13 protein-coding genes and 1 tRNA gene are annotated in these 13,124 nt (G+C 55.6%); 4 read left to right on the top strand and 10 right to left on the bottom strand.

Annotation, left to right across the window (positions count from 1 at the left end; genetic code table 11):
• Positions 1 to 69: 69 nt before the first annotated feature.
• Both QQJ86_RS22115 and QQJ86_RS22110 read left to right on the top strand, forming a co-directional pair.
• Positions 70 to 594: a histidine-type phosphatase gene (locus QQJ86_RS22115; protein WP_345782843.1), complete on the top strand. Its 525-nt coding sequence runs from the start codon at positions 70 to 72 to the stop codon at positions 592 to 594.
• A 269-nt stretch (positions 595 to 863) separates the two neighbouring features.
• The gene (locus tag QQJ86_RS22110; protein WP_284323130.1) at positions 864 to 1,862 is read left to right on the top strand and encodes an alpha/beta hydrolase; all 999 of its coding nucleotides are present in this window, start codon (positions 864 to 866) and stop codon (positions 1,860 to 1,862) included.
• A 356-nt stretch (positions 1,863 to 2,218) separates the two neighbouring features.
• Here QQJ86_RS22110 and QQJ86_RS22105 read toward each other — a convergent pair whose 3' ends face one another.
• Both QQJ86_RS22105 and QQJ86_RS22100 read right to left on the bottom strand, forming a co-directional pair.
• Positions 2,219 to 2,467, bottom strand: a complete 249-nt coding sequence (locus tag QQJ86_RS22105; protein ID WP_284323129.1) for a hypothetical protein — start codon at positions 2,465 to 2,467, stop codon at positions 2,219 to 2,221.
• A 93-nt stretch (positions 2,468 to 2,560) separates the two neighbouring features.
• Positions 2,561 to 4,780: a prolyl oligopeptidase family serine peptidase gene (locus tag QQJ86_RS22100; protein ID WP_284323128.1), complete on the bottom strand. Its 2,220-nt coding sequence runs from the start codon at positions 4,778 to 4,780 to the stop codon at positions 2,561 to 2,563.
• 706 nt (positions 4,781 to 5,486) lie between these two features.
• Between QQJ86_RS22100 and QQJ86_RS22095 the strand changes: the two genes are divergently transcribed.
• Both QQJ86_RS22095 and QQJ86_RS22090 read left to right on the top strand, forming a co-directional pair.
• Positions 5,487 to 5,945, top strand: coding sequence for a hypothetical protein (locus QQJ86_RS22095; protein WP_284323127.1), 459 nt, complete (start codon positions 5,487 to 5,489; stop codon positions 5,943 to 5,945).
• Positions 5,946 to 6,116: 171 nt separating this feature from the next.
• Positions 6,117 to 6,635, top strand: coding sequence for a hypothetical protein (locus QQJ86_RS22090; RefSeq protein ID WP_284323126.1), 519 nt, complete (start codon positions 6,117 to 6,119; stop codon positions 6,633 to 6,635).
• A 377-nt stretch (positions 6,636 to 7,012) separates the two neighbouring features.
• Here QQJ86_RS22090 and QQJ86_RS22085 read toward each other — a convergent pair whose 3' ends face one another.
• From QQJ86_RS22085 to serS, 8 genes are all read right to left on the bottom strand, one after another.
• Positions 7,013 to 7,333, bottom strand: a complete 321-nt coding sequence (locus QQJ86_RS22085; protein ID WP_284323125.1) for a hypothetical protein — start codon at positions 7,331 to 7,333, stop codon at positions 7,013 to 7,015.
• 50 nt (positions 7,334 to 7,383) lie between these two features.
• Positions 7,384 to 7,905 (bottom strand): hypothetical protein, encoded by a 522-nt coding sequence (locus QQJ86_RS22080; RefSeq protein ID WP_284323124.1) that lies wholly within the window; start codon positions 7,903 to 7,905, stop codon positions 7,384 to 7,386.
• Between the two features lie 41 nt (positions 7,906 to 7,946).
• Positions 7,947 to 8,375, bottom strand: coding sequence for an AHH domain-containing protein (locus QQJ86_RS22075; RefSeq protein ID WP_284323123.1), 429 nt, complete (start codon positions 8,373 to 8,375; stop codon positions 7,947 to 7,949).
• A gap of 386 nt (positions 8,376 to 8,761) precedes the next feature.
• Complete coding sequence (locus tag QQJ86_RS22070; RefSeq protein ID WP_284323122.1) at positions 8,762 to 9,439, bottom strand: hypothetical protein; 678 nt, start codon at positions 9,437 to 9,439, stop codon at positions 8,762 to 8,764.
• A gap of 2 nt (positions 9,440 to 9,441) precedes the next feature.
• Positions 9,442 to 10,674 (bottom strand): AAA family ATPase, encoded by a 1,233-nt coding sequence (locus QQJ86_RS22065; RefSeq protein WP_284323121.1) that lies wholly within the window; start codon positions 10,672 to 10,674, stop codon positions 9,442 to 9,444.
• A 384-nt stretch (positions 10,675 to 11,058) separates the two neighbouring features.
• Positions 11,059 to 11,148, bottom strand: a tRNA-Ser gene (locus QQJ86_RS22060).
• Positions 11,149 to 11,421: 273 nt separating this feature from the next.
• The gene (locus QQJ86_RS22055; RefSeq protein WP_284323120.1) at positions 11,422 to 11,799 is read right to left on the bottom strand and encodes an LrgA; all 378 of its coding nucleotides are present in this window, start codon (positions 11,797 to 11,799) and stop codon (positions 11,422 to 11,424) included.
• Positions 11,796 to 13,076, bottom strand: coding sequence for a serine--tRNA ligase (gene serS / locus QQJ86_RS22050; protein WP_284323119.1), 1,281 nt, complete (start codon positions 13,074 to 13,076; stop codon positions 11,796 to 11,798). The genes QQJ86_RS22055 and serS overlap by 4 nt, the downstream gene beginning before the upstream one ends.
• Between the last annotated feature and the right edge of the window lie 48 nt (positions 13,077 to 13,124).

The following is a 13,124-nucleotide window of genomic DNA, read 5'->3' as shown; positions in this document are numbered from 1 at the left end:
GGCACACCTTGCCACCTTGGTGAGGCCTCATACATAGATGCAGCCGGCATTCGGGGATGAAAAAAGCGGTTGACGAAGGGGGCGAGTCCATACATAGGCTGGGGACGCGTCACGCCTGCACAACTGGAACAACTTTCGCAGCTGCATGCATTACTGTTCGACATCTATGCGCGACCCCACTACATGGCGCAACGTGTCGCTTCAGTCATGAGCCAACGCATCATCCACCTTCTGCAGGACGACCATGCACCGAAACTGAGCGTACTCGTAGGCAGCGACAACAACATCATCGCGCTCGCCTCCGTGCTTGGCCTGCATTTCAAAATGCCAGGCTATGCCAATGATGATCCGCCGATAGGCGGAGCACTTGGCATTGAGCTGTGGCGTGATCACGCCGATGGTAAACAGTACGTGCGGGTGTTTTATCAGGCGCAAAGTTTGGTGCAATTGCGAGTATTACAGCCGAGCGGACAGCAATCACTTCCCGCGGCCATTACCCTGCACCTAACTGATTGCTCAGATGACCACAAAGGGCTTTGCCCTCTTGAAACAATAATTTCTCCGCTGCGCAAGATAGCTGCGCTTGCTCGATGAATGCTGAGATATTCCTCAACAGTCTGCTAATAATTCAGCACAAAGCGCGCGCAACAAAGCCGACCTCAATGCAACAACGAACCGAATAACGGTTCGCCGCATCTATCTACCGGTTCGGCGCATGCCACTGTAATACGCCCTGAAACCTTACCTATAGTCGTGAGCAACGCCGTTCGAGGCGTGGCAATAACACTCAGGGGCATTAAAACTGTATGGAGCACCGTCAAACGAAGGGGCGTCGCGCGCCGCGCATCGTTCGGCTGATGAGTATGGGATTGACCGTTATGCTGGTGGTGCTAGCCGCCTCGGGCGCCACATGGAACTTTCTGGCCGTCCGCCACGACCGCACGGCCAACCCGCCACCCGGCCACATCTATGACGCAAACGGCTATGCCATGCATTTATATTGCACAGGCACCGGTTCACCAACGCTGGTGCTTGAATCTGGGCACGGCGAGGACTTCACCGTTTGGGGCAAGGTACAGCCTGCCCTATCCCGTATTACACGCACGTGCTCCTATGACCGCGCCGGCTTTGGCTGGAGCGTCGCGCAGCCAGGCGAACGCGATGCAGTGCATATCGCCGATCAGCTGCACGCGTTGCTGATGAAGGCCAACATCGCCACGCCAATCGTGCTGATAGGCCATTCCGGCGGCGGGCTCTACGCACGCGTATATGCGTCGAAATTTCCCCAGGACGTCGCTGGTCTGGTGCTCGTCGATGCCTACACGCCGACGCCGTTGCCGGAACCTCCATTCGCCGTAGCACTGGATCACCACAGCAGCGCGGAATTCGCATTCGTCAAAACTACTGTGGCGCTAGGTATTGCGCGGTTGATGGGCGAATGCGACTCCATACCCGATGGGTTGGAAGCGTATGCAGGATGGATCAAAGCCAACGAGTGCTATTACCCTCAATTGGACGCATACGTGCGCGAGGATCGTGCCTTAGGTGATTCCCGCAAGGAGGGGGCTTATACCGGACCTTTCGGAAATCTGCCCATCTTGATCCTCTCGCAGGATACGAAGCGACCGATACCAGCCTTTCTTTCAAAGCGCGTCACACCGAAAGACTGGTTGTGGCAGGCCGATGCTCACGATAGGGAACAAGCAGCGTACCTTCAGCTTTCCACGCGGAGTCGCCGAGTCATTGCAGCGGGGAGCGGACACTACATCCACTACGACCGACCGGATGTGGTGATTGACGAAACGACCGCACTCATTCAGCAGGTCAGAAGCGACGATAGCTCCGTCGGGACTACGAAGTGAGTCCTTTCCGGAAAGTAAAGAACCAGCCACTCCGCAATATCTGATTCGAACGCGAATATGCTCGCACCGTGTAAAAGTGAAGACCTACATCTCCACATAGACTTGAACGATATTTACCTTGTTCTACATGTAGTCGCGAGGCGTGACTCTGCGGCGTCGCTGCGTTTTTTTGCTCGTCATCCCAGCGAAAGCTGGGATCCAGTGCCTTTGGGGCAGTAAAGACGCTGGATCCCAGCCTTCGCTGGGATGACGCCTGGGTGATTTGAAAAATCATGGCGACCTTGGAAACCACAAAGCAAAAAAAGCGGGTCAGTCAGCTGAAGTGGCAGCTATAAGTCGGACTTCAAAAGAGAACATCACATGCTCTTCTGGCCATGCAAGTTGTTAAAGACCGCGATAACCAACCATGCTATTACCAAAACCGCAACACCTATCATGGGGATACGCCCCGGGACACGTTCACAGTCCTTGCGACTCGGATAACGCCCAAAAGTCAAAACAAGTAGCGTAACTTTCCCAAGATGGAAGAGCGCAAAATCCCAAATCACCACCTCAAAAATTAATTTGACGGCTGATCTTATTGCACCTTCAATGACGTCGCGCATTGTCTATCTCTGGTGAATCCAAGTCTTGCAAAGACTGCGGAAAGTCGAAGGCGGACTGCCAATTTCCTCAAGTACTCGCGACTCTCCAAGGACTCAACGCCCAGGCAACTTTGCATCCAAGAAAGCAAAGATGTCCGCGTACTCAGCTGCCTCTGCACCAAGCGACTTTTGGATGCCATGTCCTCCATTAGCGTCAGTGCGAATCCACACCGGCCTTCCGCTAATGTCAGCAGCACGCAAGCGCGCAGTGAACTTACCGGTTTCCCAAGGAGCGACTCGGCTGTCGTTGAGGCCTACGTCCAACATCACGGCCGGATAGGCGGTGTGCGGATGGATCTGCTGATAAGGATCCATGGCCAGAATCCAGGGAAAATCCGAAGCCTTGCGCGGGTCGCCCATTTCGCCGATCTGGTTTGCACCGTTGGGAGCCTGCATCAGGCGCACCGGGTTAAGTATGCTGACCAGAAACACCGCGGCGCCAAAGTGGTCGGGGTAACCTGTTACCGCGCCACCGATCAACAGACCCCCGGCGCTGCCTGAGATCAACGCAGTGCGTTCTGGTCGGCTGTAGCCCAGTTCACTTAGCCGCGCCACACCGGCGACAAAATCTTCCACGCCTTTGTGCTTGTTCGGCCCCTTGCCGTCCTGATGCCATGCTTCGCCTTTTTCACCACCGCCACGAACGTGCGCGTAAGCAAAAATATTGCCTTGCTTGACCCACTCCAGCCGAGCAGGCTTGAACGACGGCACGATGGACAACCCGTAACTGCCGTAGCCGAACACAATGGCGCGATGACTGCCATCCAATGCAGCGTCCTTGCGGTGCAGGATCGTAAACGGCACATGCGTGCCATCTTTGCTGATCAACTCGGCCTCGGTCGCCTCGATCATGCTGTAATCGGCCGGACTGGCTTCGTCCTGATTGAGGCTATGCAAAGCACGCGTTGTCGGTTCGTAGCGCCAGGACTTCGGCGGCGTGGTCCAGCTGCGCAGTTCGAGCAGGAATCCATCCTCATTGTCGTCGGCATGGAATAGTGAGGCTGCACCAGACAGCGGCATCGGCACGGTTTCAACTTTGCCGCTGGCGTAGTCGATGCGACGGATGTCGTCGATGCCATTCTTTGACACTTTCACGTACAAAGCGTCGCGTGCCGGCGCAACCATCTGCGTGTCGTTAAGACTGACGCCGACAACGATTTCGTCGTCTTGCAACGGCAGGATGGAACGCGCGTCCTTGATCGAGGCATTGGGCCGCGACAGATCCAGGGCGAGCAGTTCGCCGTTGGAACGTCCACGGCTAGAAACGAGATAAAGCGTGTCGCCGTGGATGGCGGCCTCCTGCACTTCGTCGTTGTCATCGGCGATGCAGTGCCAGGTTGCATCAGGCTTTACCGCATCGGATCGCAGTGCCACGCAGTAGCGCTGCTCAGCCTGCGCACTGAGCGCCTCACCCAATACCCAGCGCGAATCAGTGGAAAATTCGATAACCGGAAAATGGTTGGCTGGAATGGCGAACGACGGATTGGCGCCCTGCCCCGTACCTGCTCGCAACAATATGGGATCCTGAGTCGACAACTTGCCCAATGGATGGAAGCGTGAGCGCATATCCTGCAGCGGATCGCCACCGGTGCGCTGCTCAGGCGGCGCCAGTTGGGTGTAAGTGAAACCGCTGCCATCCGGCAGCCACTGAACGGGGAACTCGCCCCATACCGGTTCAACTGCGTCACCGGTGGGCTTGCCGCTCTTGACGTCCAGCACTTCCACGCGGGTGATCTCGTTGCCACCGTGATCAATGTTCACCGCCACCTTGCTGCCATCCGGCGAAGGCTTGAACACGGTGATCGAAGCATGACCACTATCGCCCTTAAGTGTCGCCGGATCGAGCAACACTCGCTCGGAGCCATCCAACTCGCGCACCATCAACGTTCCATTGCCTTGCGCCGCTTGGCGGATGAAAAACAACCTCCCACCGACATGGCGCTGGTTGCGATAGACCACGGTCGCAGCACTTACCTTTTGCAGCGCTTGCTGCCATGACTTCAACGTGGGCAGCGCGTCGAGCTTGGCGCGTGTGTCGTCGCCTTGAGCAGCAAGCCATTGCTGAAATTCGGTGTTGTGCTCACCCTCCATCCAGCGATAGGGATCGTGCAGAGTGGCACCGAAAACATGGTCGACAACATCAACCGTTCGTGCTGATGGTGGCCCGTCGGTCTGTGCAGCGAGCGCAGGCAGCGTACAAAGCGTCAATGCACAAGCCGCAGCGACAAGGCATGGCAAAAGGCGCCGGCGGCGCGAATAGAAAGTGCACGACATGACGATATCCTTAAGGTACGTGAAAGAATGTCTTGGGGCGTATCCCTTTGCGGCATACAGCAGCGAGACACCCCTGAATCCATTTGCGCGGAAGGCGGAAATAACCGCCTCAGAAATAGCCCTACCTTTCTCACTCTTCCGTGTTGGTTGCCACATACCCTCTCCGGTCAATGGAACCCGCTTTACGAACTTTGTGTGGCTTCTGCTTTGGAAACAGGCATAAACAGCGACCGCTTCGTTTTCACCGTCGCACCTTATCCGCGACCAGTCTTTGCGGCATTAAATTCACATTTGCTTCACACATTCAGATCGGTGCACTTTTTCTTCCGAGTTGAAAACAACGAGGTGAGGCGAGTCCGCAAACCCAGGTTGATTGTCAGCAAGGTGCACGTGGCAGAATTGGCGCCCCATCTTGTCCATCTGATCAGCGGAGGGCAATAGGAAAGAAGCCATCCTTCGCAACAAACTTTGCACCTAATTTAAGTTCGGCTTTCGCTACCCCACTTCCCGTTCGGGTTAACAAGCTTTAGTTACCTCCGGACCCTCTCTTCTTGAGAAAAAAAATCGCGTTGACTTATTCACGCCTGTCTCGCTGCGCCGTTCAACAGATGACAGCCAGTAAGTCCTATCTCCGATATATCGCTGGCTATCGCGCGTAGCACTGCACACACCACCTCAGCATCATCTTCATTTCGACGAGGAAACCATGCCGTACATCATTCAAGAAGCACCAGGCCCCGCACCTGTTCTTTTGGTCGGCGAACGCTACTGGGGAAACGCGCCGGAAATCGATTTCGGCGGCATGACCAGTTGCATCGCGTTGGTGGAACAAAATCCGGATGATCCTCAAGCAGTTCGGGCGATCCACTTATCCGTGGTCAGTCAGGACGGCACGCCCGTCTACGATCCGGACTCCAACGTCGCCGGGCAGATCAACGCCATCATGCAGGCACAGGGAAATTTTCGCGCTTGCCTGGGGCGCATAGATTTCTGGCAAAACAACCAATCGGTGCAAGTGCAAGACTTTTTCACCGCGCTGATGCAGAACCTGGACATCCTTACCTGGGTGCAATTGCCGGACGGCAATCTCAGTGCAAGGTGGAACAACAACACCATCCAATACAACGCGCAGGGCAGCGGTTGGATGGACGTTCCGTATGTCTAATAGGCCTGTGTAGCGCTGGTTGCGCCATACACAGTTCCCTGCTCTGCTTACAGGGAATAGTCAGAGTGGTGTTGCACGCGCTTGCCACACAACTTGAACTCACCGCAAGCCCACTTCCCCACCGCCTCTTCCAGCTTGCCGGAGGAGAAAAGAAAAACAGAGGTGACGAATATGGCCGGACCCAATGGCATAACCATCAGCATCCCACCAAGTGGTCCGCAGCCACCATCGGCGACGATTGGTGTTGTTGTTGAAAATACGGCTAATGGCACAGTCAATGGCTGGGAACTCAAGGAGTTCATCGACCTGGATGAAGACAGGAGCAACCTGGAAGTATTCCAGGTTGCTGAAAGCATCGTCTCGGACTGGCTACCCGCACAGCTCGGCAATGATGAGCATCGCGTTGACATGCATATCCTGTCCACCAGTGCGATCGCCTTCAACAAAATGAAGATGGACGGGACAGAATACCGATGCGTCTACACGCAAGTCTTCAAGAAGCGCCAAGTGGACGGTGACGAATCCGAGCCCGTCAACAACTCCGGATTCGACATCGTGCACACCGTCAAATATCAAAGCGGCGAATGGCAATACTTCAGCATCAAAACCGGTGCGGGTGTCCTTAGCTTCGCGGCCGGCACAGGAACCGTCCGCTACCCGTCCGCAGGCTGGGCAAGGGTTCCGATTTGATCGGCGAAACGAGAAAAAAACGAGGGGATAGCTCAGCCTCCCCCCTCCTTTTTTACATAGCCAGCTTCAGTGAGACTTGCCGGACGCATTCGCCAACGGCGGCCCAGATAACTCGGCCTCAATTGATATGTCGATCAGGTCACTTAAGCGCCGATGCAGGCGTCAGATCGGTCGCGATCCGCCGGTCAAGTTCAACGATCATGGCGTGCCAGTCTGCACTGTAAAGAATGACGAGGTCACGACGTCCCTCCGATTTTGAATAGCGCAACGATTTGGAGCCCAATCCCCAACCGAAGAATACGGAACGTGTCCGGATAAGATGTCGTAGCCAGCTAACAAACCTCTATCACCCCCAGATTCTTTCGTCTCGACGACCGTCACTTCAGCAAGTGATCAAAGCTTCCTTTTTTGAAGGCCGACTCGACGTAATAGATGGTCTTTTGATATATGCCCATCTGCATGTCATCAAACTCTTCTTCGTGCTTTTCGTCGTATTTCGGATGTGTATCATCGTGATAAGGTAATCTTAGCCTAGCCTTCTTCTTTTCGATAACCACAAGGTCGACAAGGTCACTCGCTTCTCCTTCGCTGAGAAAGATAGGAGGCTGAACATGCTCGCTGGGGAATGCATCCATCAACGATGTGTAGCCTTCCTTGTGAACAATTCCAGCTATCTCGTGGACTAGCTCGGCTGGCATGAGCACTTGTCTTTTGATCATCTGAGCGACCGTCTCGCAGCCAAGCCTGCTTAGCCGCCCACTTTCTCAAAGCCGATGCCAGTGATGTCGGACTTCTTCATCAACAACTCCAATTCCGCCTTAGCCTCATCGTTCAGATAGATCGAACCGCGCATGAGCGGATCAATGAAGACCACGGGTTCAGCCGGAAGCTCCGAGCCATCAAACACTGCTTTCGCAATGGTGCCCTCCGGATATTTCTCAGAGCGGCTTTCATCTACACACCGCACGACGTGCGTGACGTTGTAGTAATACTCAACGTCGCCATCCACATCAATCTCCAAGATTTGACCAAACTTCCGCAAGAAGCCGCCCAATGCGTCGCGCACCTTGCCGTTGAACACGATACCCGGTGCCGTGAACGGGCTGACATCCGCCCTTGGCTTCTGTTTCTTCTTGCCCTTCTCCACTTTCACGGTGAGCTTCGGCCGCCTGGTCCACTGAAGCGTCGAACCGTCTCCCCCAAATTGTTTTTGGAATTGAGGGTTTTGCATGTCTTCCGCGGTTCTGACCAGCGGAGCGACATCGTTCATCCGAGGATGGATGATCTCCCAAACATTCATCACAAAACCTCTCACTTATAGGGAAAGACGCCAGCGACCAGCTCTTGCTTCATAGTCTTCAATGCCGTGCGGCCGATCTTGTCATCTGTCGCATTGATCTGTGCTGCGCGGTCCAGGCGACGAAAGACTTGGTAGTGATAGACCGTGGTGTGCAGTTCCGAATGCTTGACCGCGTTCGGCAGACTAGGTACCTCCGACTTTCGATAACGCGGCAGATACACCCCATTGTCTGCGTCGTTGATGCCGATTCCCCAGCCAAAGAGCAGGTCTCGAGAACCTGCCGCCTCCTCGTCACGGCTGGGGACGATATGGTGGGTAGCCACGTTCGCCTTGACGGTCGCCTCGGGGCGAGCATCACCGGCTTCTGTCATATTCTCGCGGAGAAGTTTGGAGTGCGCGGAATTGCGCCGACTTACCACGTCCGCCAGCAAGGCAGCCATGAACTGCTCTTTGACTCGTGGCGGAAGGGTGTAGCCGTTCGAGTAGCAAACACGCTCTCGTTCTTCTTGCTGGCTCAGCCGGTTTTCAAGCTCGTAAGAGAGACTTCCCTTGACGCGTTTGCTAGCCTGAACCCTTGTTCGCGTCGTGATTGACGAGGGCTGATTGCCAGCGTTTGTCGTTGGTGTCTGCGATGAAGTCATCTTCATTTCGTCCTTGCAGATGACCGGCCATGTAGTCTCCTGAAGCCGATCGGCGCGAGCCGGTGACGCGCCGATTTCCCTGATCTGTTACAGCCCGCCCGTGAGCAATAACCTACCGCCCATCTGCCGGTCCTTGCCTGCACTCGGTCAACCACGGCAGTGGGGATTAACTATCTCCGTCGCGTTTACTTACCGGCCCTACCAGTCCCGTTTATTGCTAAAGCGACCAGACGCCGCAGCCCATCCCGAAATTTGGCAAAACTAGGAGATAGATTGTTATCAATATTCATATTTGGTCCGACTCGTTCAGCCCATTCGTGCTTGATTTGACCAGGCAGAGGCCAGCCCACATTCTTTACAGCCGCACTCCCTCCTGGGTAAAGCACATCGGCCAACAACTCCCACGTCCCACAAACCGCGTCTTGCTTATACCGATCGAGCACGTCGCGCTTGGCCTTAGGGTATGCAGTCAACAATGCCTGCCGATCCCCAAGAAGCCACGCTTCAATTTCTTCGATTGCTAAGCGGAACATGGTGACCGGCGCGGGATCACAGCGACCGAATACATCCTTAAGTTCTTGAAGGAATGCCTTGCAATCACGCTGATCTGTGTCCAGCACAACTAGGACCGCGTCTATGCCGGGAGTTTTTCCGTAGCCGACAAGCAATCTTGGCAATTGATCCAACAATGCCCGTTTTGCTGGATCGGCCCTGTTCGACAATCCTTCCGGCAAACGCCCAATGCCTTTATAGGCGTGAATACGCCAAGTATGAGGCTCGCCAAATGACCCGATTACTTTGGGAAGAAGCGACTCAATCAACTTAGCGCCAGATGCGTCTTCCACGAGAACCTCGATGTGCATGCTTACCTCGCATCAAGGTAGTTGCTGTACCAAAGTCCACCCAACGGCAGTCCTTCATCCACCAGATTTCGCACCAGTTCGATGTCCGACACGCGGTGGATTGTCGAGAAGCCGTCGCCGCCCTTCTCCAGAATCCAAACCTCATTCGGTGCTAGCGCGTCTACAAAATACGGTTGGTGTGTAGTCACAAAAATCTGGGGAGCATTCTTCTTACCCGTGGCATGAGTTCGTAGTTCGCTTGCCAACGAATCGAGCAGACGGTGATACAACCCGTTCTCCGGCTCCTCGATGCAAATGAAGGGCGGAGGGTCGGGGTCTTCCATCAAGAGCAGATAAGCAAAGATCTTAAGGGTGCCATCGGACATCTGCGAAGCGTAAAAAGGATCTTTAAATGCTCCGTCATTGAACTGCAAAAGCACACGCTTGTCTTGTGTCACTGTTGTATTGATACTTTGCACGCCGGGGATCTTGGAGGCGATGCGCTGCAAGATCATGTTGAAACGATCCTTGTGTTCCCGCTCCATGTATTGCACGACATTACCGATGTTATCTCCATGCACGTTTAGATGCCGTTGCGCGCCAGCCGAGGGGATGGAACGAGCAGCATCTGGGTGAAAGTACGATAGATACCAGCCTTTAAGAAAATTGCGAAAGCGCTCTATGCGTGGATGCTCCTTTAGTGTCCCCAGTGTTGCGATACCCAGCTGTCGAAGATCGGTAAGCTCTACAGGCGTCTGCGAACGATCCTCCTCGCCACCTTCTACCTCAACAGCATCTTCACCAGCCCATACCTTTCCAGTCCCTCTGTGAAGGCGCAGAAATGGATAAGGGCGCCCATGTTTCTGCCCTTTTCGGCGCTGCTTCAAAACCTCAGACTCTACGAAAGGTCGGCCGCTATCATCCAAATTGATAGCCAATTCGTAAGTGATGGGGCGCTCCCCGGGCGCTTCTCGATAGTAGATATCGAACTGAATCGGATCATTAGTGCCCAGCGAACGCATGCGTTCGAAACCGCCGCGCTGCTTTGCGTCACAGGCCGCTTCCACATCAGTGTTCAGACAATCGGCGACAAAGCCAAATGCATCGAACAAAGTGCTCTTGCCGACGCCGTTCTTACCGATCACGACTGTAAACGGCGTCAAGGGCGCACCTTTCTGGTCGGTGGAGAGCTTGCCCAATGTCACATCGAGCAATGCCCGGTAATTACGCACGCGAAAGCCTTCGATCAGTGCCATACCAAGTCCCATACCGCTAGTTTCGATTAGCCGCCATTATTACGTATCCTTGGAGACTTTCATTGCTTTACCCTCGAAATGGTCGGCAACTTTCACAGTGACGCGTCCGTTAGCCAGTTTTAGGTATACATAGAACTAGGCATTGCAACAACGGAGCTGATTGGGCACCCTCGTTTCTGGCTCAAAACCAGCAACCTAGTCGGGAATGCGGTGTTGTTCGATCCATCTGTGGATCGAACTCCACTGCGTAAGAAGCTCCAAGACCAGCCTTCGGCTGTCCAAATTTGTTCCAGACAAATTTGTCGAACCGTATGGGTTCTCATCAAAGCCACTCTCTCCGCCACCCAATAAAAAAGCGCCCACATGGGGCGCTTTTTTATTGGGTGGCGGAGAGAGTGGGATTCGAACCCACGGTAGGCTTACACCTACGGCAGTTTTCAAGACTGCTGCCTTAAACCACTCGGCCATCTCTCCGTTGTACTTTCCAAGCAAGTGCGCGTTGCGCACCTCTACGGCAGTTTGACTCCGGGCATCCTGCCCTCCGCCCCTTCGGGGCCATCGGCTTCGCCGATGTTCGCTTCGGCTTCCTGCCTTCGCGTCAAGACTGCTGCCTTAAGCCACTCAGCCATCTCTCTGTGTTTTGTAGCGAGTCCAGTGTCTCAGACACTTAAGAAGTCGCTGGGCCCCGGCCTTCGCCGGGGTGACGAATCTGTGTGTGCAGACTCGTTTGTAAGGCCGCCAATCCTATCAGGAATCGCGTGCTTGCGGGCCATGTCGCCCCTTCTTCGACAGCGACACCAGCGCCCAAACCATGATCCCAACCGGAATCAACGCACCTAGCAGCGGAAACAACGTGGCGGGATAGCGCAACACCATCGGCAATAGCTGCGTGGCTGTTGCGAAGGCGATGATCCACAAACGCCAGCTGCGGCGCTTACGGGCGATCCAGAAACTGGCCAGCACCAACACGAGGGCGATGATGCTGAAAACCAGATCGACCGTAGGGATCTGCCACACGCTGGCAAAACTCAAGCGCGTGCCGATCACAGAGGCGAGCACGATCATAAGGAAGTAGCTGGAGTAGAACTCCACCTTGTCCCATGAGCGGCTCGCCGGTGTGGTCACGCAATTTTCTCCGCGCCTGCCATGTAGGGGCGCAGTGCTTCGGGCACGGTGATGGAGCCGTCGGCGTTCTGGTAGTTCTCCATCACGGCGATCAGGGTACGACCGATGGCGAGGCCGGAGCCGTTGAGGGTGTGCACCAGTTCCGGCTTGTTGGTTTCCGGGTTGCGTACGCGGGCTTGCATGCGGCGCGACTGGAAATCGGTGCAGTTGGAGCAGCTGGAGATTTCGCGGTAGGTGTTTTGGCTGGGTAGCCACACTTCCAGGTCGTAGGTCTTGGCGGCGCTGAAGCCCATGTCGCCGGTGCATAGCAGCACTTTGCGATACGGAAGTTCCAGTTTCTGCAGCACTTTTTCGGCGTGGCCGACCATTTCTTCGAGTTGCGCGTAGGAATGCTCGGCACGCGCGATCTGCACCATTTCCACCTTTTCGAATTGGTGCTGGCGGATCATGCCGCGCACGTCGCGACCGTAGCTGCCGGCTTCCGCGCGGAAGCACGGTGTGTGTGCGGTAAGGCGCAGTGGCAGTGCATCGGCGTCTTGAATGGTGTCGCGCACGAGGTTGGTCAGTGACACTTCCGCCGTGGGAATCAGGTAGCGCTTGGTCTCACCTACTTGCGTGGCGAACAGGTCTTCTTCGAACTTGGGCAACTGACCGGTGCCTTGCATGGTGTCGGCGTTCACCAGCAGCGGCACGTTGCATTCCAAGTACGCATGTTCGCGGGTGTGCAGGTCGAGCATGAATTGCGCGAGTGCGCGATGCAGCTGCGCGAGTTGGCCGCGCATGACGGTGAAGCGTGCGCCGGAAAGCTTGGCGCCGGTTTCGCCATCCAGCCAGCCGTGGCGTTCGCCGAGATCGACGTGGTCTTTCACCGCGAAATCGAAACCACGGGGCGTGCCCCAGCGAATGATTTCCTGGTTGTGGTTTTCGTCGCTGCCCAGCGGCACGGATTCGTGCGGCACGTTGGGAATGCCCAGTGCGATGTCCGCCAGCTTGGCTTGCACGTCGGCCAGGGCGTGTTCGTTGGCTTTGAGCTTGTCGCCGATGCCGGCGACTTCGGCCATCAGCGGTGCGACGTCTTCACCCCTGGCTTTGGCCTGGCCGATGGCTTTGGAGCGGGTGTTGCGCAGGTTTTGCAGTTCCTGCGTCTCGGTGGAGAGCTGCTTGCGTTGGCTTTCCAGCGCCTCCACGGCGATCACGTCGAGCGTGTAGCCTCGGGTTTCCTTCAGGCGCGCGGCGGTTTCGGCCAGGCGCGTACGCAGCAGTGCAGGGTCCAGCATGTTCGGATCCGGGAGTGTGGCAAGAACTCGGGATTATCGCTGTCGGGC

It is taken from the genome of Dyella acidisoli (genome assembly GCF_030160295.1).
In the GTDB taxonomy this organism is placed as follows: Bacteria; Pseudomonadota; Gammaproteobacteria; order Xanthomonadales; family Rhodanobacteraceae; genus Dyella_B; species Dyella_B acidisoli.
The sequence above is the reverse complement of the archived record's forward strand: the minus strand, read 5'-3'. Positions and strand labels throughout refer to the sequence as shown.

Bases quoted from the DNA above. Each gene is read 5' to 3' on its own strand.
- QQJ86_RS22110 (WP_284323130.1), top strand. From the start codon at position 864: ATGGGATTGACCGTTATGCTGGTGGTGCTAGCCGCCTCGGGCGCCACA.
- QQJ86_RS22105 (WP_284323129.1), bottom strand. From the start codon at position 2,467: ATGCGCGACGTCATTGAAGGTGCAATAAGATCAGCCGTCAAATTAATT.
- QQJ86_RS22100 (WP_284323128.1), bottom strand. From the start codon at position 4,780: ATGTCGTGCACTTTCTATTCGCGCCGCCGGCGCCTTTTGCCATGCCTT.
- QQJ86_RS22095 (WP_284323127.1), top strand. From the start codon at position 5,487: ATGCCGTACATCATTCAAGAAGCACCAGGCCCCGCACCTGTTCTTTTG.
- QQJ86_RS22090 (WP_284323126.1), top strand. From the start codon at position 6,117: ATGGCCGGACCCAATGGCATAACCATCAGCATCCCACCAAGTGGTCCG.
- QQJ86_RS22085 (WP_284323125.1), bottom strand. From the start codon at position 7,333: ATGCCAGCCGAGCTAGTCCACGAGATAGCTGGAATTGTTCACAAGGAA.
- QQJ86_RS22080 (WP_284323124.1), bottom strand. From the start codon at position 7,905: ATGAACGATGTCGCTCCGCTGGTCAGAACCGCGGAAGACATGCAAAAC.
- QQJ86_RS22075 (WP_284323123.1), bottom strand. From the start codon at position 8,375: ATGGCTGCCTTGCTGGCGGACGTGGTAAGTCGGCGCAATTCCGCGCAC.
- QQJ86_RS22070 (WP_284323122.1), bottom strand. From the start codon at position 9,439: ATGCACATCGAGGTTCTCGTGGAAGACGCATCTGGCGCTAAGTTGATT.
- QQJ86_RS22065 (WP_284323121.1), bottom strand. From the start codon at position 10,674: ATGGCACTGATCGAAGGCTTTCGCGTGCGTAATTACCGGGCATTGCTC.
- serS (WP_284323119.1), bottom strand. From the start codon at position 13,076: ATGCTGGACCCTGCACTGCTGCGTACGCGCCTGGCCGAAACCGCCGCG.